This window comes from Streptococcus parapneumoniae, from assembly GCF_037076355.1.
Lineage (GTDB): Bacteria > Bacillota > Bacilli > Lactobacillales > Streptococcaceae > Streptococcus > Streptococcus parapneumoniae.
Window position 1 is genome coordinate 1159589 of the sequence record NZ_AP026968.1, and the last position, 15391, is coordinate 1174979.

Annotated in this window: 29 protein-coding genes; 10 read left to right on the forward strand and 19 right to left on the reverse strand. The window is 38.1% G+C overall.

The genetic code is table 11. The features are described from left to right. Nucleotides 1-4: 4 nt before the first annotated feature. The 12 genes from SP4011_RS05910 to SP4011_RS05965 form a co-directional block, all read right to left on the reverse strand. Nucleotides 5-520, reverse strand: coding sequence for a hypothetical protein (locus SP4011_RS05910; protein WP_338620367.1), 516 nt, complete (start codon nt 518-520; stop codon nt 5-7). Beyond that, on the reverse strand, nt 517-849 hold the full coding sequence (locus tag SP4011_RS05915) for a hypothetical protein (RefSeq protein WP_164226333.1): 333 nt from the start codon (nt 847-849) through the stop codon (nt 517-519). Before SP4011_RS05915 ends, SP4011_RS05910 begins: the two co-directional genes overlap by 4 nt. A 13-nt stretch (nt 850-862) precedes the next feature. Next, nucleotides 863-1072: a hypothetical protein gene (locus tag SP4011_RS05920; protein WP_000454802.1), complete on the reverse strand. Its 210-nt coding sequence runs from the start codon at nt 1070-1072 to the stop codon at nt 863-865. 381 nt (nt 1073-1453) lie between these two features. Further along, entirely contained in the window at nt 1454-1723 is a 270-nt protein-coding gene (locus SP4011_RS05925; RefSeq protein ID WP_153192940.1) for a hypothetical protein, read from the reverse strand. Continuing rightward, on the reverse strand, nt 1723-2535 hold the full coding sequence (locus tag SP4011_RS05930) for a PD-(D/E)XK nuclease-like domain-containing protein (RefSeq protein WP_338620370.1): 813 nt from the start codon (nt 2533-2535) through the stop codon (nt 1723-1725). The genes SP4011_RS05925 and SP4011_RS05930 overlap by 1 nt, the downstream gene beginning before the upstream one ends. After that, the gene (locus SP4011_RS05935; protein WP_338620372.1) at nt 2532-3713 is read right to left on the reverse strand and encodes a DUF1351 domain-containing protein; all 1182 of its coding nucleotides are present in this window, start codon (nt 3711-3713) and stop codon (nt 2532-2534) included. Before SP4011_RS05935 ends, SP4011_RS05930 begins: the two co-directional genes overlap by 4 nt. Before the next feature lies 1 nt (nt 3714). Continuing rightward, nucleotides 3715-4644 (reverse strand): RecT family recombinase, encoded by a 930-nt coding sequence (locus tag SP4011_RS05940; RefSeq protein ID WP_338620374.1) that lies wholly within the window; start codon nt 4642-4644, stop codon nt 3715-3717. Next, nucleotides 4641-4820: a hypothetical protein gene (locus tag SP4011_RS05945; RefSeq protein ID WP_338618204.1), complete on the reverse strand. Its 180-nt coding sequence runs from the start codon at nt 4818-4820 to the stop codon at nt 4641-4643. Before SP4011_RS05945 ends, SP4011_RS05940 begins: the two co-directional genes overlap by 4 nt. Nucleotides 4821-4925: 105 nt before the next feature. After that, entirely contained in the window at nt 4926-5069 is a 144-nt protein-coding gene (locus SP4011_RS05950; RefSeq protein WP_338618205.1) for a hypothetical protein, read from the reverse strand. A gap of 16 nt (nt 5070-5085) precedes the next feature. Next, on the reverse strand, nt 5086-5412 hold the full coding sequence (locus SP4011_RS05955; protein WP_173283118.1) for a hypothetical protein: 327 nt from the start codon (nt 5410-5412) through the stop codon (nt 5086-5088). 10 nt (nt 5413-5422) lie between these two features. Then, complete coding sequence (locus tag SP4011_RS05960) at nt 5423-5734, reverse strand: excisionase (RefSeq protein WP_112444035.1); 312 nt, start codon at nt 5732-5734, stop codon at nt 5423-5425. 78 nt (nt 5735-5812) lie between these two features. Then, entirely contained in the window at nt 5813-6001 is a 189-nt protein-coding gene (locus tag SP4011_RS05965; RefSeq protein ID WP_156013059.1) for a helix-turn-helix domain-containing protein, read from the reverse strand. A gap of 199 nt (nt 6002-6200) precedes the next feature. On the opposite strand from SP4011_RS05965, the gene SP4011_RS05970 reads away from it, so the two are divergent. Further along, on the forward strand, nt 6201-6401 hold the full coding sequence (locus SP4011_RS05970; protein ID WP_173283116.1) for a KTSC domain-containing protein: 201 nt from the start codon (nt 6201-6203) through the stop codon (nt 6399-6401). On the opposite strand, the gene SP4011_RS05975 is transcribed toward SP4011_RS05970, so the two are convergent. The 5 genes from SP4011_RS05975 to SP4011_RS05995 all read right to left on the reverse strand — a co-directional run bounded on the left by SP4011_RS05975 (nt 6398) and on the right by SP4011_RS05995 (nt 8883). Continuing rightward, the gene (locus SP4011_RS05975) at nt 6398-6751 is read right to left on the reverse strand and encodes a hypothetical protein (RefSeq protein WP_173283079.1); all 354 of its coding nucleotides are present in this window, start codon (nt 6749-6751) and stop codon (nt 6398-6400) included. The two genes, SP4011_RS05970 and SP4011_RS05975, sit on opposite strands and share 4 nt — an antisense overlap. A gap of 114 nt (nt 6752-6865) precedes the next feature. Beyond that, nucleotides 6866-7207 carry a helix-turn-helix domain-containing protein gene (locus SP4011_RS05980; RefSeq protein WP_261070086.1) on the reverse strand — a complete coding sequence of 114 codons (342 nt, stop codon included), beginning with the start codon at nt 7205-7207 and terminating at the stop codon, nt 6866-6868. A gap of 166 nt (nt 7208-7373) precedes the next feature. After that, a complete protein-coding gene (locus tag SP4011_RS05985) occupies nt 7374-8099 on the reverse strand; it encodes a phage antirepressor KilAC domain-containing protein (RefSeq protein ID WP_338618210.1) in 726 nt (241 codons plus the stop codon). Between the two features lie 63 nt (nt 8100-8162). Next, nucleotides 8163-8669: a hypothetical protein gene (locus tag SP4011_RS05990; RefSeq protein ID WP_173279020.1), complete on the reverse strand. Its 507-nt coding sequence runs from the start codon at nt 8667-8669 to the stop codon at nt 8163-8165. 4 nt (nt 8670-8673) lie between these two features. Further along, complete coding sequence (locus SP4011_RS05995; protein WP_112444043.1) at nt 8674-8883, reverse strand: helix-turn-helix domain-containing protein; 210 nt, start codon at nt 8881-8883, stop codon at nt 8674-8676. A gap of 403 nt (nt 8884-9286) precedes the next feature. On the opposite strand from SP4011_RS05995, the gene SP4011_RS06000 reads away from it, so the two are divergent. From SP4011_RS06000 to SP4011_RS06025, 6 genes are all read left to right on the forward strand, one after another. Beyond that, a complete protein-coding gene (locus SP4011_RS06000; protein WP_001810072.1) occupies nt 9287-9376 on the forward strand; it encodes a hypothetical protein in 90 nt (29 codons plus the stop codon). Nucleotides 9377-9793: 417 nt separating this feature from the next. Further along, nucleotides 9794-10162: a helix-turn-helix transcriptional regulator gene (locus SP4011_RS06005; protein WP_338618213.1), complete on the forward strand. Its 369-nt coding sequence runs from the start codon at nt 9794-9796 to the stop codon at nt 10160-10162. After that, nucleotides 10162-10395 carry a hypothetical protein gene (locus tag SP4011_RS06010; protein ID WP_049512785.1) on the forward strand — a complete coding sequence of 78 codons (234 nt, stop codon included), beginning with the start codon at nt 10162-10164 and terminating at the stop codon, nt 10393-10395. The genes SP4011_RS06005 and SP4011_RS06010 overlap by 1 nt, the downstream gene beginning before the upstream one ends. After that, entirely contained in the window at nt 10395-10658 is a 264-nt protein-coding gene (locus SP4011_RS06015) for a type II toxin-antitoxin system RelE family toxin (RefSeq protein WP_000285962.1), read from the forward strand. The genes SP4011_RS06010 and SP4011_RS06015 overlap by 1 nt, the downstream gene beginning before the upstream one ends. A 12-nt stretch (nt 10659-10670) precedes the next feature. Then, nucleotides 10671-11051 (forward strand): ImmA/IrrE family metallo-endopeptidase, encoded by a 381-nt coding sequence (locus SP4011_RS06020; protein WP_061468462.1) that lies wholly within the window; start codon nt 10671-10673, stop codon nt 11049-11051. Between the two features lie 14 nt (nt 11052-11065). After that, nucleotides 11066-11959 carry a DUF6414 family protein gene (locus SP4011_RS06025; protein ID WP_338618217.1) on the forward strand — a complete coding sequence of 298 codons (894 nt, stop codon included), beginning with the start codon at nt 11066-11068 and terminating at the stop codon, nt 11957-11959. Here the strand turns inward: SP4011_RS06025 and SP4011_RS06030 are convergent. Further along, nucleotides 11940-12134, reverse strand: coding sequence for a hypothetical protein (locus tag SP4011_RS06030; protein WP_338618219.1), 195 nt, complete (start codon nt 12132-12134; stop codon nt 11940-11942). The two genes, SP4011_RS06025 and SP4011_RS06030, sit on opposite strands and share 20 nt — an antisense overlap. Nucleotides 12135-12365: 231 nt before the next feature. Between SP4011_RS06030 and SP4011_RS06035 the strand changes: the two genes are divergently transcribed. From SP4011_RS06035 to SP4011_RS06045, 3 genes are all read left to right on the forward strand, one after another. Then, a complete protein-coding gene (locus tag SP4011_RS06035) occupies nt 12366-12800 on the forward strand; it encodes a type II toxin-antitoxin system PemK/MazF family toxin (RefSeq protein WP_033676018.1) in 435 nt (144 codons plus the stop codon). Nucleotides 12801-13028: 228 nt separating this feature from the next. After that, complete coding sequence (locus tag SP4011_RS06040) at nt 13029-13625, forward strand: CD20-like domain-containing protein (RefSeq protein WP_338618220.1); 597 nt, start codon at nt 13029-13031, stop codon at nt 13623-13625. Nucleotides 13626-13856: 231 nt separating this feature from the next. After that, the gene (locus tag SP4011_RS06045) at nt 13857-14999 is read left to right on the forward strand and encodes a tyrosine-type recombinase/integrase (protein WP_261804702.1); all 1143 of its coding nucleotides are present in this window, start codon (nt 13857-13859) and stop codon (nt 14997-14999) included. A gap of 87 nt (nt 15000-15086) precedes the next feature. On the opposite strand, the gene SP4011_RS06050 is transcribed toward SP4011_RS06045, so the two are convergent. Beyond that, nucleotides 15087-15362 (reverse strand): HU family DNA-binding protein, encoded by a 276-nt coding sequence (locus tag SP4011_RS06050; protein WP_001284639.1) that lies wholly within the window; start codon nt 15360-15362, stop codon nt 15087-15089. Nucleotides 15363-15391 lie beyond the last annotated feature (29 nt).

Genomic DNA, 15391 nt, shown 5'->3' on the forward strand with positions numbered 1-15391 from the left:
CTCCTCAACTAACCTTGTGGCTTTCCAGATTTCCAAATTCTTGGCCATGGTTTACAAAATATGAACCAATCAGGATAGCGTCAGCTTCATCGTCTTTGACGTTCAGGCCGAATTTAGCCGCAACCTTAGCAACGGCCTGCAGCTTCATTGATTTTTTACTTCGGTCCTTGTAACTAAACTTCCAGTACTTGCGCCAGGTCGACACGTTCACGAAGTACACATTGTCAGCAATCAGTCGGCCAAGAATGATACCTGTCACAATTCCAATACTGATCATAGACTGCTGATTTGGTCCCATGACTGAGTTCTTCTCGACCACAATCGATTCAAAATGGCAGTTGTACTTCTGGAGCGCTCTCGATTGAATTGCTCGCAGTTCGCTAGCCATGAAGCGCCCACGTTCAAAGAAAGATTTGCTTTTATGTTTTAAGACACCACTCTGGACAAGGTCAGAGCCGTAAAATACGGCCCATCCTGTCGCAGTAGTTGAAATGTCTAACGATAATGTCAGAGATTTCATTGCAGTTCTCCCTTGAATCCACAGAGATCAAATAGGTTTCGTTTATTACTCTCAATAAACTCAAAGAACTTCTGAAGTTCGGCCAAGTGGCGCTTTTCTCTCTTGATTCCAAGGCTCGTATGATACTCTGTCGGCATTTTCGGTGTCACCTTAATATCTAACCAGTAGAGAGGCTCAAACACGTCGCCACTTGTATCAAGAGAAGCATCTGCATCTGTATTTCTAAAATGCATCTGCATATCATATTCAATTTTATTGGTGATCGTGATGGTCTTGTCCACGATTTCAAGTGTGATATCTGTTCCTGGAATATCGATTTTGTTTAGCATTTATTTTCTCCTTTTAAAAAAGTGTTGTTTGCAAAGGGTACACATCTTCAAATGGCACTCCGACTCTTAGACAGTCTCGTTTGATGTCCAGTGTAGAGATGACGTATTTGACACCATTATTTTTCTTGTCATAGTGTGGATAAGTGTAGCCATCATTTTCTATTTTTTCGATGATTTCAGACTTTGTTTCAGGACAGATTTCTGTCCAGTTGATCCATTCCATTTTTATCCTCCCACGATACCGTGCCAGAGATTAGACACTCTTTATCCAACCTGCTAGCAAGTGTGGTTCGATTGTAAATGCCGTGGCTGGTTTCGATACAGTCACTGTAAATATTTTTAATTTGTACAATTTTAAAAAATTCTCCATTTTTTAAAACTTTCACGTAATCGCCTTTTTCAAGTTTCATATTTCTGACCAAACCCCCACGCCTGCCAAATTGTGAGCAAGGCAAGCGTGAGTGAAATTCTTTGCGTCATTCGTCCAAGGTCACATGACCTTTACTGACGTTTTCTAGTTCGCAGTTTTACAAGAATGCCCGGCTTGTTGATTTTTGAGTTGTTTCCAAAATGGAAATAGTTGGTTTTTGATTATTTCCCCCTCTTAAAAGGGCAATAATTGAATGACAATAAAATCTTCCGATGTTTTTTTAACATCACAAACATAGGCATTAAGTAAGGATTCCTCAGTTTTGTATGTTGTTTGATTTTTAACACTTTCATTCCAACGAATAAATCGAGGTTTTAGTCCGGGCCAACCAGAACGACCAAACAAAGCAATACACTCATCTTTATCTTGATGTATTGCAAATGTGATACCATGAGGACAACCTGTGTCGTGAGTTTCTAGTATGTCTTTTACTTGTTTACTCATCAGACCACCTCCACACGCTGACTCAACGCTTTCGTTTTGCAGTATTCACAATGACCGCATGGCTTTGCCTCTTCTTTCCCTTTTTTTACATCGTCAAGACGCTTTATAAGCATAGATAACTCAGATAACTCGTAATCAAGTTTTTCCTGAGATTGAAAAACAATCGCTCGGGTATCAGGAGTAGATTCTTTAGTCACGGCATAGATAACAGGGGTAAACTCCTTGCCATACTGCTCTTTCAGCATTTTCTTATAAGCCGCCATCTGAAGGACATATCCCCAAGCTTCGAACCAGCGGACTTGAATATTTCGTCCGCTTGCTTCATCCTGAACCCAGACCATGCTGTCAATGTCTGATTTTGTGGTCTTAATGTCTACGAAATAGCCCTTTTCGACATTGAGGCAATCAATCTTGCCTTTAAATTCCACTCCTTCGATTTCGCCTGTGACAGCAACCTCTTTCTGGCCGACATAGTAATCCATAAATTGCTTGTCAGCTTCCAATCGCTCAATCATGCGCTGACCAACTAAGAAGTCAGATTTTAACTGACCTTTGGTTTTCCCAGATTTCGAAATCATGGCATCTGCATTTTCATCCATAAACTTCTTATGTGCTTCTGGACTTTCAAAATAGCTGTGAACCATGTTACCAACCAAAAGAGCTGTGTTATCTCGTTGGTCTTCCCACTCTCCCTCTAGCTCTGCCAATGCCCGTGCTTCACACTCTCTAAATCGCTTGTATTGCGAGATAGACCAATATTGACGTGCAGAAGCTGCTGAGTAGTAATCTTCTCCAAGTAAATCCATTGTCATTCCATCTCCACCTTTACTGATTTTGTTCGTGGCTCAAATTGAACGCCGTGAGCATTGAGCCATTCTTTGAATTGCTCCTTTATTTCCTTTGCATTTTCTGCTGGGAAAATTAAATCTACAGTAAATTTGTAACCATATTTTTTAACCCCCTCCTCAAAAGCCATATTTTGCGACTTTCGGCCTGTTTCTTGCTCTATGGTTGATTTACCCCCTGAACTGCTTTCTGACCCAAATTCAGGCTGATTTTGGGCGTAGAATCGACTCTGAGCATCTTGTTCCGCTTCTGCTTTAGTCCGTCTAAGCTCATCTGCGTCTGCATGTAAGATATCGATAGTATCCAAAGCAGAGCGACCCTCTCTTAGCAAATCAACGTACTTTTCAGGGTTCAAACCTTTAGCCACCGCGATAGCAGTCATTTCATCAATACGCTTTTTTAGCTCAGTTTCCGCTTTAGCTCGTTCAGCTAATGCCTTATCATCAAGAATTGCTTGCAAAACATCAACAAGTTTCGCTCCCTGGTCATAACTGCGAATGTAGACAGTAGGTCCGAGACCAGCTTTAGCTGCCGCTTCTGTAATCTGGATAAGTCCAGCTTCACGTTGTTGCTTCTTAGTAGCTTCTTCTGCAACCAAACCGACAATCATCTTAGAAGTAGCTTGATTGATTCGCACATTATCGGCCATAAAACACTTCTTCTTGCTGAAATCATCAAAGTAAATAGCAAATAATTTGATGTCAAGTTCTGTACCACTTTCTGCGATTGCAGATTCAAAAGCTTCTCTGACCGTTTCCTTTCGGGCTTCTGTTTCTCTCTCCTCAAACTCCTTGATTTGATTTTTTATGTCTGTCTGCAAAGTTTTGATAGGGTCTAATATGCTTTCAACCCAAGCCTTTGCTTCATCAAGAGGTTTAGAGTATTCTGAAAGCTGATTTTTAAGTTCTTGTTCAATCTGACGCTGTACTCGTCCCAACTCGTCTTTGACTTTAATGTCATCTGATAAAGTTTCTTCTGTAACGATATAGCCAGCGTATTTCTTTTTGTAAGACTCTAAAGCTTGCTCCAAAACTTCTTTGCCTTGGATTTCGATTTCAGCAGCTTTTAGAACAAAACCAATCTCTAAATCTGTTACTGGAACGAGTTCTAGACTATCCGTTACATCTTTTAATTCTTCAACCATTTTAGAAATCCTCCCCTTCTAGCATGTCCATTTGACCATTTTCTGGCTCTTGGTCAATTACTACGCCTGTTTCTTCGTCAAAGTCTGGAGTTTCATTTACTGAGGAGCTTGCATCTGTGGTTGTCAACTCCTGGTTGATAACCTCTTTTTTTGGTTTTTCAGTCACTTCTTCAGAAGCTCCAAGGATGCTATCCAATGTTTCAGCCTCTTCTCTCACTGGTTCAGCTTCTTTCACTTGACGACCATTGTCATACTCATCAGCAATTGTGTTATTGATTGCTCCGGCGAACAAGTCGCTGTCATTGCTTGTGTTGATAAACATTTTAGCCGCACGATTGATAACCGTTCTCATAGCCATCTGATCAGGGAAATCTATTTGAACATTTTTCGTTTTCGCTTTAGACCAAGACTTGTCAATTTGTTTTTTAGTCATGACTTCAAAGAACTCTTCTCCATCCGTTCGAGTGATGATGCAATAAGCAGCAATTATTGGATTATCTGCGTTCCGCCAATCTGTCTCATGCTTGACTAACTTTTTACGCCCGTTTTCAACTGCTACATCTAGCGTATCACCTTCATAAACAACATTGGCAGTAACATCTTTCACCTCTTGCAAATCTTTAGTAACTTTAATGGTCCCAAAATAAGACATTCTCAATTGGACGTCAGAGCCGTATTTGATAAAGTAACATTGCTTTTTAGCCGGGCTTAGTCCTTGGGTTACCATTTCTAACAATGCATTATAAACGCTGTCTTGAGTGCATTGCTGGAGCAAATTCCCACTACTGGAATTTTTTAGAGCATAATATGCCGAACTCAGTGCATTGCTAACGCTATAATTCGGTGCAATTAGTAGTCCTTCGCCCTTCATTGCTTCAATTCGTGTTGCAACATTTGATGTAACCTGCTTCTGTGTTAGTTCGTTTGTCATTTCTTTCTTCCTTTCGTCTTTTTCAAATTCCAATTCTCACGTTTTATACGTCTATTTTCGTTTTGTAGTTTCAAGATTATATTTTGTTGTTCGTTAATGATTTGCCCCAGCTCGAGCCCAAGATGCATATACTCAGCTCGCCAGTTATCGATTTCTGCAAGTAGTTCCTCAATCATATTTCATCACCCACATATCGATACTGCCCACATCCAACATAGATGTACTGGCTAGGGTCAAGTTCTTCTCGTTCTTCAGGCGGTTGCATTATATCTCTGTCGTAATCAAACATGAGCATACACCTTTCCAAGTTCCAGCACTCGTTTCACATATCTGTCCTTGGAGGTTAGCCCAAGATCCAGCAATTCGTTTTTTTCCTCATGGCTGGCCAAAAGCCACACACGGTTTTCAAGTTCAATTCTAGTCATCAGCGTCTCCTTTGCTCTATCCAAAACGCTTTGCATAGCGTGATCTTCGTGGTTCTGGCAAGGCTAATGGCTCAGGTCGCAATCCTTGAGGCGGTTCGTTGTCAAATGTGAAGCCTGGAAAATCTCTGCGAATGTTCTTGCGGATTTGTTCTCTTTCAATCTCACGACCCATTTCAAGCAATTCATTACAAGTTCTAATCACTTGCGTATCATACTCTTCTTGAAGTCGTTTTTCTTCCTCTTTTTGCTTCTCCAACTGATGAACTAGGATTCCTGCGCTGATAAATCCCAAAATCACTGCGCCAGTTCCTAAAAGCTGATTAATTAATGGTGGTTCAAACATTTCTTCTCTCCTATACCCCAAATTGTTTTTCTTTCTTGATATTCTCAAGCATTTCTGATAAAGTTTCTTTCTTCGTACGATAGCGATTACGACTTTTCCATTTGACGAACATGCGAAATCCTTCGTAATCGATAAATACAATCTTATGAGTTGGGTTATCGATGAACTGCTTGAAGTCTGGATGTTCTCGCATTTCACCTGCCCAGACTTTTGCAGTCCCGGGAGTCAACCCTTCCCACCTCTGACAAAGATGTTTGTAATCACCATGCGTAGCTTTTTCGTTCACATCAACTGGCTTATAAGTAATTTCTGTTTTCGGCATGCAATTTCCTCTCTTTCGTGTTATAATTTAGTTAGTTTTTTTAGTATGCGCCTGATTGCCGTCAGGTGCTTTTTTGTTTTATCTTAGTTCATCTGTGCTGATTTCTAATGCGTCAGCGATTTTCTTAACTGTGTCAAAATATAAATCTTTTACCACTCCATCCCTTAAACGATAGATCCCAGCTGTACCAACACCAGCTTTTAAACAAAGTTTATAAACTGTCCAATTTTTCTCTGAAAGTTTTTCAGATATTTTTTCCCAGAGCATGGTTGTTTCCTCCTTATCTGACTTTATTTTTATAGTTTTTATTTCTTTGTATGTCTTTTTACAACATATTGTGCCTTTTGCGACTTTATCTTTCGAAAAAACACCATATATTGACAAACATTGTTTTTTATCATACAACGAAAGTGTGACTAGGACCTCTCACGTTTTAGTCAAAATTCTAATAGAAAGGAGGAAAAACATGCAAAGAGAATATGTTGCATCTACTAATGTTCGTAGTGTTGGTTGGCAGGACGGAATCTTAGAAGTTCAATTTAATAACGGTAGTATTTATCACTACCATAATGTTAGTGAATCAGAGTACAGCTCTGTCTTGATTGGATCTGTAGGCTCTAATATTCATAGACTGTCTAAACGCCATCCTTACACACGAATAAGCTAATCCAGTAGAGTTTCATCAAGTGGGTGAAACTCTTTTGTTTGCTCTAAATAAACTCCATCTGCTGAAATAACAATCTTTGAATGAAAATCATTTTTTTTAAGGTATTTAGCATGATCCAGCAATCTATCTAAGTTTGTCATCTGTCGCTTACACTTATTAGCTTTATAACTTGTTGTTTCTTCAGCTTTTGAACTTCTAACACAATCGGCAGTTATCTTGACTTCAATCTCACTAAGTCGATCGATTGCTTCTTGCAATTCTTCGGCTTTTTTTGATACTTCTTTACAGGCTTCCTTGAATTTTTCAATACCAGAAACTCCAACATTAAGCCGATATCCTATTGGTCTCATTTCCTTCTCCTTTGTATTTATTTTTCTACCCTCTCTTTTATTTATTTAGAGAAGTAGGACTTGTTGTCTTTTAATATTTATTGTTAGTTAATACTTGTTGTTATTTAATATTTATTAGTGCCCAAAATCTGACATCTCACTTTCTGACATCTCACTTTCTGACATCTCACTTTTTGGAATGTCAGAATTATAATTCATAGACGCCTTTTTGATAGACAGGTTTAATCTCTGTTTCATAATATCGAATTGGAAATCAGATATTTTTACATCTGAAAAGAATCTGAATATATGACTCCCTCCATTTCCAGGAGGTTTTTTTCTGATTTTTCGCAAATATCCAGCTTCTTCAAAGATTTTGAAATACTTATCAATTGTCTTCCGGTTAACACCTTTTCGCTTGGCTATCTCCTCTGGATAGACTTGCCAGTTTGGGTGATTAGCCAGCACCACCATCATGATGCCAACCGCTGTAAAATCTAGCGCAGGATCGTTAATAAAGCTATTACTAACAGCAGTATAATTTTCAGTCGCATTCTTGAAAGATAAATTGACAATCTAAATTTTTAAAGTCTGTCATACGCTCTCCTTTCTCTTCGCTTATTTCAATCACTTTCATCCTTTTCTAACCTGTTAGACATTCCTGATTAAGGAACTTGTTGATAAAGTACTGCTGTCCTTTGCCTGTGACCTTAGTTGTTGTGTTGACAGTGGTGTGACCATCAGCATGATTGATGTTTGTCTTTTTCAACTCAAATAGACCTAACTGCATGCTTTTCTGTGTTGGTTGGTTCCAAGACTCTCCACGTCGACTAATGATGTAGCCGTTAGAGCGTAACCACTGGAAGAGCTTGTTTTGACCAATGTCAATTCCATTCTGTTTCAGAATTTTAGCTAGTTCACCGATTAGACAAGATGACTTACTTGCACTTACTGCGTCTGCAAATAACACCTTAGGACGGTCCGCTTCAATCTGCGTCTCCAGTTTATGAATCTTCTTATCCGCCATGAGCAAGGCTCTTGCCATAATCTTCTCAGGACTGTTGAAGTCTTTTTCGACTTGGATGAAGTACTGTCTGACTTCTTTTCCTTTGTCAGTTCGCTGAATCATGGCGATTTCTTTAGCCATGTCTAGTTTGATGATGTGGTCTACTTTGTTGTGTCCACCTCGGCCTGTTTGCTGCTCATTTTTGAGAAGCAAAAAATCTTGATTTTCTGTAAAGCCGTATTCAATCATTCTATTGAACCAGTCGGCATATTTTGTTTTGACTCCCAGAGCTTCATGAAGTTGCCTTCCAGAAACAACAGGCTCATGATTGTCATTCACAGTCACTTTAATAACTTCGTTCATGTCATTCCTCCTATTCCTCAAATCTTTCCGTTGAGTATCTGGCTTTGCTAGGTGCTTTTTGTTTTATAATTCTGGAAATTCCTGTTTTAATTTTGTTAGACGGACGTTGTACCTATCCAAAAAGAAATTTTTAAATTCGTTATATGTTTCCAAAGCATTTTGAAACTCATCATCTGTCAAATCTTTTATTACTGTTGCACCATGTAGAGATAAAACAAGAGATTTCAATTGTTCATGGATAAGGGAGGAATAAAGATTTTGTTTCGAATGATAGTAAATTCCTCTTTTATTCATCAACCTGTTTGTTAAAAATATTTTAGAGTCACTACCAATATTACTATCCCAACGGATCCCTGTTATGATTGGATAGATTGCACTACCTATTTCTCTCTTATAAGGATTTTGAAGTAAATCAAGAACTTTAGGATGATTGTTATTTACGATACGAATATCTTCATCAGTGATAGCGACTTGACCAAAATCTTTTCTAACCTTAACTATTTTATTGGCGACTGCTTCAGCAATCATTTCTTGTAATTCACGTTTACTTATTGTAATTACTTCTTCCATTCTCCTACTCCTCAAATTTCTCCCACGACTCGCTGATTCGCAACTTCTTGTTAATGCGAAGCTTCAAGTCATCACTTCCTTTACCATCTTTGAATAATTGCGTGATGGCTGACGGACTAACACCTACGACGGTAGCCAGGTCCGTCTGCGACCACCCACGTTTTTCAATTCTCTCTTTTACAAGCTCAATCCATTTAAGATGTTGTTGGCTCATGCGACCTCCTCCTTTTTGAAAATAAAAAATGCCCTATCTAACTGATAGAGCATGTGATATAATAGTGACGGCACTAACGATATAGCCTCTGAAAGGAGGTGAGTCCCATTGGAATTACTTTTCACACTTATCCTTGCCCCGCTCTTAGTCAATTTAGCAACTAAATTGATCAGCGACTGGCTGGATAGCAAGCAGGACAAGGACAAACGTTAGTGTCCAGCCCACAAAAAAATCCCCTGGTATTTGCGGTACTAGGGGATTTGTGTTCCATTGGAACTACTTTTCAATTCCCCTATATTATCTCATATCTATTTTCAGTTGTCAAAGAAAACCTCTAACAAGCTGAACTATAAATATGGTATAATAGTGACGGCACATCTGCCTTAGAAGGGAGGTGGAGCCTATGGTAGATTACATCTTCACAAATATTATTCTACCCTTGGTGGTCGGTATCGTCCTGATAGTCATCGAAAAATGGCTAAACAAGAAATAGCGACCAACCCACCTTTCTAGCGTAGACTAGAAAAAGCCCTTGCTTTTGTGGTTATCAGCAGGGGCTTTTTTGTAGTTATAGTAGACTACATCTTCACTTCCCCTATATTATCTCACATGCTCTATTCAATTGTCAAGGAACAAAGTTAAAGAGCTAGTAAATTATTTTATAAAACGCTTGACAGCTTTTAGCGTATCTGCTAAAATGAAAGCATAATTAAAAACCTTGATAAAACCTTATATCTATCAACTTACTCGCTCGCTAAAGCTATTTATTTTTAGATAAGTTTTAACTTCGTTTTTTACTAACTCATTAACTTACAAAAACTATTTTAGCGTAAACGCAAAATAATGTCAACTAATTTTTGCGCATTTTATAAAATATTTTTTGTCATGTCTTAGAAAGGCTGATAAATCAATGTTTTCTACTTTTGAAATCGTAAAAGATTTATGTGAAAAACAAGGGATTTCGCTAAATACTTTAGAAGATAAACTAAAACTAGGCAAAAATTCTTTGTATGGGTTGAAGAGGAATCAACCTTCTGCCGAACGGCTACAACAAATCGCCGACTACTTCAACGTATCCACCGACTACCTGCTCGGACGAACGGATAACCCTGCTATTGCCGGGAGTGATGAATTTGCTCAAGTAAACGGGCAAATCATAGACTTACGTAAAGCAGCAGCCAACACCATGTTATTTGACGGGAAACCACTAAATGAAAATGATATCGACTTCATCACATCCGTCCTATCCGCCCACTTCAAAAGCAAAGGAGAACGCTAATGACTATCACTATCAACTTCACAGAAAAAAATTCCTACATCACGGACTACCTAAACAAACACGGTATCGACACAACGACCATGGATTTTGACGATTTCATGGCACTCATGGAAGATATAGAAGACGCACGAGCAGCTGACCAAGCCTATATGGAGTATTTAGCCGACCCAGTTACTTATACCATGGATGAGGTCTTGGATGAACTAGGACTAACTCGAGAGGATATTGCTTAATGTATCGGCTAGATATTGATAAAAAAGCTCTCAAGCAACTTAAAAAACTAGATACCCCAACCAGAAAACAAATCCTATCCTGGCTTGCTAAAAACATTGAAAACACGACCAATCCACGACAACATGGAAAAGCATTAAAAGCCAACCTTGCAGGTTACTGGCGATACAGAGTAGAGAATTACCGCATCATCTGTGATATCCAAGACGATAAACTAGTCGTCCTAGCCGTGGAAATCGCCCACCGCAGAGATGTTTATAAATAACGAAGGAGAACTATGACACTCGCTAAACTCTGCGAAGAATATCAAGTAGAACTTTGTCTCTTCGACGGTTCAAACTGGCACAGTAGCGGTTTCTACAATCCAGACACAAACGTACTCGCTATTGACCACAACTTGACTCCTGAACAACAAATCCAAGTCGCCCTACACGAACTTGGACACAAAGACCACACACGCTCAGAGTACCAGAACGCCCGTCTACGCTGTGAAAACGAAGCTGATAGGAATATGATCCATCATCTCGTAAAAGACGCACTAGAAAACTTAGACGACCCCACAGAGTTTGATTACCTCAAATTCATGTCTTACTACAATCTAAAAACCATGACAAATGAAATCATGGTTAAAGAAGAGTATTTAGCATTAGTAAATTAAAAAGGAGGAAAATAATGAAAGAAATTATTTATTTAGATACAAAACTAGTCAATTCATTGTTAGCTCAGCAAAACTCAGGTCTCATAACTAAGTTAGTGAACGAGGATGGAGAAAGCGACTCTAGAACTGAAGGAAGCACAGAGCAAACAACCACATCCAGTGACGTTGGTCTCTCTGCTCTATTAAAAGCGGCAGGAAGCTACTCTAATACTAATGTTGATAGTTACAATTTTGTATTTTCTAAGTCAAATAAAAATCTAGTAGAAACTGCTCTTGATGATTATTCATTAGATTTGCTTATCACTGGTCTTGAGGCGAAAAATCTTATAAAACACAGCGATTACCAAGATGGTGACTTAATTTCTGTATCTGGAGAGTTGACGGCGTTTAATTTTGAACAATTAGCCGAAACAAGTGATTTAGAAGAAATAAGTTTCCTGCTCCCTGGTTATGACGAATTCAAATCGCTGAAATCTGAATATGGAAAAATTAAAGGGAGAGACAAATATCTACCTAGAGCTAAAGAAATTCAACAAGCACTATCGACAAACGGTTGGGACGTTTTTGAAATGATCAAACATATGTCGGTATACCTAAAAAAATTATTACCTGAAACAAATCTAATCAAAATCAGCAATACATTCAGTATACTTCCTCTTGAATTTCTTAGAGTTCAAAGTGTTCAACTGAGTTTTATGCAACTCGGAAAGAGAAAAATAAAAATGCTAGGTATCTGCTCATCAACTTTTGACGAACAAGTACCTAGCGACTTCTCACATATGGAAGATAGTAACTTGATGTTAAAATACGCTCCAACAACTATTTTAAATATTATACTCGGTTCTTTTGGGATGATAGATAAGGCTGATCACCTAGTAAGACCTATTGCTATTTATTTCGAGGACTAAATAGATGTCCGTAGCGTTGATTAAAACACTCTCTTTTTAAATCGAGTTCTTCCTCGCCTGTTTTAATATCCATGCGGACTCTATCAGCAAACTCCCTGTGGCGCAATTCCATTTCTTTTTTAGATTGCTCCATCTTTTGACGCTTTTGATTGATGTGAGTAAAAAAAGAAAACATATTATCGCACCACCTTTCATCACTATTTTACAACGAATAATAGTAAAAATCAACTGTTTCCATTTTGGAAACAACTACTTGACAAAAATTAAAAAAAGAAGTACACTAATAATGTCAAAAGCCTTGTTCGTCAAGGATACGATATTTATTTATAAAGCCTTGTTCGTCAAGGACAAAACTGTCTGGTGTACTTCTAAGAGGTACACCTTATTTTATTATCTGGAGCATTATATGAAATTTCAACAAGGCGAAGTTTATCTAATCAACTTCCCACAAAAAGGTGGGAATGAATTTTACGGAAAACACTACGCTATCATCTTAACAACTCCTGACAAAGCCGATGGGACACTCCTAGTAGCACCTTTAACTGGTAAAAAATCAGGAAAGAAATATCGTGGTGGTATCACGATTGAAAATAGTAAATATCAAAACACTCCTTCCAAGCCAAAAGCTTATGCTTATGTCCGAAAAATCCAAGAAATCGACAAACGGAAAATCGTCTATAAAACAAAGAAAAAGACTGATAGCGATGGACAAGTAATGCTAGATGCAGCAGGAAAAGAGTTATATGATAAAGTTTATAGACCAGCTTACAAGCTAGATACAAACGACCATAAAAAACTATTAGACAAGATAAAAGAAGTTCTTGGACTAGATTTATATTAAATAAAAAATTGACTTTTTTTAAAATTAGGGTTAGAATTAAATCATAAAGTCGCTTGACGACAAAATAGATGATACTGTCCCAAGAGGACAATTCTAGCCCTGCTCTTATGAGTTGGGCTTTTAATTTTTTATTTAACATCTATTCCTATTTTGGAAATAGTTACGTAAAACGGAAATAAAAAAATGTGCAATAACTGATCCACATTAAAAGCTGAGAGAGGTTTCATTATGAATGAAGAACGCAAAGTTTTAGGTATTTTGGCTATTATTTTCGGAGCAATCGCTCTATTTGGGTCTTGGATGCCTATTATTAACAATCTATCTTTTGTTATTGCTATCTTAGCGCTTATATTAGGCTTGATAGGTCTAGCTATCAACAGAAAAAGGCCAAAAATGTTGGCTATCATTGGTACAGTCTTAGCAGTCGTATCAATGGTTATTGTTATCGCTACGCAATTGATGTATGCCCGTGCTTTGAATAACGTTGCTAAAAACGTTGAAGAAACTGTCAGCTCAGTAAGTTCTTCTATCGAATCATCACAAAAAGAAGAGGATGCTAAATTTAACTGGACAAAAGAACAGTTTGATGCTCTTCAGATGGGTGACATCACGAATTATGGAGCTGGTGGAACTAACTACGATGATATTGTTAGCGTTCATGGAGAACCAAATAGCATAAACACTACTACTGTTAATGATCATGAAAGCAGAACAATTTCATATTCTTCAGCAGGGACAAAACTCCGAAGTATTACTTTGACATTTAGCAAACAAGAAAATGGTGCTTACTTATTGACTGCTAAAGTCGGCATTGGATTGGAATAAATTTATTTTCATGATATAATTAAGTTACTTAGAGGCAAGCCCTCATAATTTTAGACTTTGAGCCTTTGCGCTCCAGGGGAAGTAACTTAACTGTTACTTCCCTTTTTAAAAACTAAAAATCCCCACGCTCTCCGACGGCCATCTTTGAGTGTGAGGATATCCTGTATAGTAAACGGCATTAAAAAGCCTGCTTTACTATACCTATTTTATCAAGAAATGAGGTGAAAATCAATGTGGGTAGAACAACATAAAAGCGGAAAAGTAAATTTTTTTGAGAGATATAAAAATCCTTACACCGAAAAATGGTCTAGAGTTTCAGTTCTCATGGAAAAAGATACTCCTCGCATCAGAAAAGAAGCTCAGAAACAACTTGAAATAAAGATAGCAAATATTCTGAGTGAACTAGAAAGCTCAGAAATGCTTTTTACGGAACTTTTCGACCAGTGGTGGTCATTCTATAAACAAGAGATTAAACGTTCTTCTATCGCTTCATTAAGCGGAAATATCAAAGAGATAAAAGATGACTTCGGAATTGGTATCAAAGTTTCTAAAATTGATCCAAAATATGTTCAATCATACCTAGATAAACTCGATTGCTCAAGGAATAAAAAAGAGCGAAATAAGTCCATGCTAAATCTTGCTTTTGATTATGCAATAGACCTTGGCATTATTAAGGATAATCCAGCTAGGAGAGCTAAGCTTCCAAGAGTTCAAAAGACATTAGAAGATTGGAAAAAGGTAGGACAGAAATATCTTGAAGAAGATGAAATCAAACTACTGCTTAAAGAGTTGTATCGTAGGCCAAGCACCTATCGAATCGGACTACTCTCTGAATTCATGAGCCTGAATGGTTGTCGTATTGGAGAAGCTGTGGGGATAGAGCCTCATAATGTTGATTATGAATCTAACACCCTGCAGCTTCACGGAACCTACGACCACACGAATGGATATCAAAAAGGTGAAAAAACTTCACCAAAAACACTAGCATCCTATCGTGAAACCGTCATGACCACCCGTGAAAAAGAGATATTAGAAGAGATGGAGTTCATGAATGAACTGGAGAAGAATACCAATCCTCGCTATAAAGATATGGGCTTCATTTTCACCACAAAAAATGGAGTTCCTTTGCAAACAAACTCTTTTAATCTAGCTCTAAAGAAAGCTAATGAAAGACTTGAAACACCAATCCAGAAAAACCTTACTAGCCACATATTCCGTCACACGCTGGTAAGTCGACTTGCTGAAAACAATGTACCTCTTAAAGCTATTATGGATCGTGTGGGGCACTCCGATGCAAAAACAACCACTCAAATATATACTCACATCACAAAACAAATGAAATCAACGGTAGCAGATGTCATGGAAAAGTATTAGTCTATGCCCCAAAAATGCCCCAAAAGCAAAAGAAAAGCCTGTCACACAAGCTCAAGTGCTTGATATGACAGGCTTTTTGAACGCCAATTATTTAACAGCGTCTTTAAGAGCTTTACCAGCTTTGAATGCTGGAACTTTAGAAGCTGCAATTGTCATTTCTTTACCAGTTTGTGGGTTGCGACCTTTACGTTCTGCACGCTCACGAACTTCAAAGTTACCAAAACCGATCAATTGAACTTTTTCACCAGCTGCAAGATAGTCAGCTACCGCTGCAAATACAGCTTCAACTGCTGCTGCTGAGTCTTTCTTAGTCAATTCTGTAGCTTCTGCTACTTTAGCGATCAAATCTTGTTTGTTTGCCATGTTAACGATTCCTCCAAATAATTTCTAAT

Coding starts and splice junctions, on each gene's coding strand:
- SP4011_RS06025 (WP_338618217.1), top strand. CDS start 11,066: ATGAAAGAAATTATTTATTTAGATACAAAACTAGTCAATTCATTGTTA.
- SP4011_RS05915 (WP_164226333.1), bottom strand. CDS start 849: ATGCTAAACAAAATCGATATTCCAGGAACAGATATCACACTTGAAATC.
- SP4011_RS05975 (WP_173283079.1), bottom strand. CDS start 6,751: ATGAGACCAATAGGATATCGGCTTAATGTTGGAGTTTCTGGTATTGAA.
- SP4011_RS06015 (WP_000285962.1), top strand. CDS start 10,395: ATGTATCGGCTAGATATTGATAAAAAAGCTCTCAAGCAACTTAAAAAA.
- SP4011_RS05945 (WP_338618204.1), bottom strand. CDS start 4,820: ATGATTGAGGAACTACTTGCAGAAATCGATAACTGGCGAGCTGAGTAT.
- SP4011_RS05930 (WP_338620370.1), bottom strand. CDS start 2,535: ATGACAATGGATTTACTTGGAGAAGATTACTACTCAGCAGCTTCTGCA.
- SP4011_RS05980 (WP_261070086.1), bottom strand. CDS start 7,207: ATGATGGTGGTGCTGGCTAATCACCCAAACTGGCAAGTCTATCCAGAG.
- SP4011_RS05910 (WP_338620367.1), bottom strand. CDS start 520: ATGAAATCTCTGACATTATCGTTAGACATTTCAACTACTGCGACAGGA.
- SP4011_RS05920 (WP_000454802.1), bottom strand. CDS start 1,072: ATGGAATGGATCAACTGGACAGAAATCTGTCCTGAAACAAAGTCTGAA.
- SP4011_RS05995 (WP_112444043.1), bottom strand. CDS start 8,883: ATGAGCCAACAACATCTTAAATGGATTGAGCTTGTAAAAGAGAGAATT.
- SP4011_RS05985 (WP_338618210.1), bottom strand. CDS start 8,099: ATGAACGAAGTTATTAAAGTGACTGTGAATGACAATCATGAGCCTGTT.
- SP4011_RS05940 (WP_338620374.1), bottom strand. CDS start 4,644: ATGACAAACGAACTAACACAGAAGCAGGTTACATCAAATGTTGCAACA.
- SP4011_RS06005 (WP_338618213.1), top strand. CDS start 9,794: ATGTTTTCTACTTTTGAAATCGTAAAAGATTTATGTGAAAAACAAGGG.
- SP4011_RS05935 (WP_338620372.1), bottom strand. CDS start 3,713: ATGGTTGAAGAATTAAAAGATGTAACGGATAGTCTAGAACTCGTTCCA.
- SP4011_RS06040 (WP_338618220.1), top strand. CDS start 13,029: ATGAATGAAGAACGCAAAGTTTTAGGTATTTTGGCTATTATTTTCGGA.
- SP4011_RS05955 (WP_173283118.1), bottom strand. CDS start 5,412: ATGTTTGAACCACCATTAATTAATCAGCTTTTAGGAACTGGCGCAGTG.
- SP4011_RS06010 (WP_049512785.1), top strand. CDS start 10,162: ATGACTATCACTATCAACTTCACAGAAAAAAATTCCTACATCACGGAC.
- SP4011_RS05970 (WP_173283116.1), top strand. CDS start 6,201: ATGCAAAGAGAATATGTTGCATCTACTAATGTTCGTAGTGTTGGTTGG.
- SP4011_RS05990 (WP_173279020.1), bottom strand. CDS start 8,669: ATGGAAGAAGTAATTACAATAAGTAAACGTGAATTACAAGAAATGATT.
- SP4011_RS06020 (WP_061468462.1), top strand. CDS start 10,671: ATGACACTCGCTAAACTCTGCGAAGAATATCAAGTAGAACTTTGTCTC.
- SP4011_RS06000 (WP_001810072.1), top strand. CDS start 9,287: ATGGTAGATTACATCTTCACAAATATTATTCTACCCTTGGTGGTCGGT.
- SP4011_RS05965 (WP_156013059.1), bottom strand. CDS start 6,001: ATGCTCTGGGAAAAAATATCTGAAAAACTTTCAGAGAAAAATTGGACA.
- SP4011_RS05960 (WP_112444035.1), bottom strand. CDS start 5,734: ATGCCGAAAACAGAAATTACTTATAAGCCAGTTGATGTGAACGAAAAA.
- SP4011_RS05950 (WP_338618205.1), bottom strand. CDS start 5,069: ATGACTAGAATTGAACTTGAAAACCGTGTGTGGCTTTTGGCCAGCCAT.
- SP4011_RS06030 (WP_338618219.1), bottom strand. CDS start 12,134: ATGTTTTCTTTTTTTACTCACATCAATCAAAAGCGTCAAAAGATGGAG.
- SP4011_RS05925 (WP_153192940.1), bottom strand. CDS start 1,723: ATGAGTAAACAAGTAAAAGACATACTAGAAACTCACGACACAGGTTGT.
- SP4011_RS06035 (WP_033676018.1), top strand. CDS start 12,366: ATGAAATTTCAACAAGGCGAAGTTTATCTAATCAACTTCCCACAAAAA.
- SP4011_RS06050 (WP_001284639.1), bottom strand. CDS start 15,362: ATGGCAAACAAACAAGATTTGATCGCTAAAGTAGCAGAAGCTACAGAA.
- SP4011_RS06045 (WP_261804702.1), top strand. CDS start 13,857: ATGTGGGTAGAACAACATAAAAGCGGAAAAGTAAATTTTTTTGAGAGA.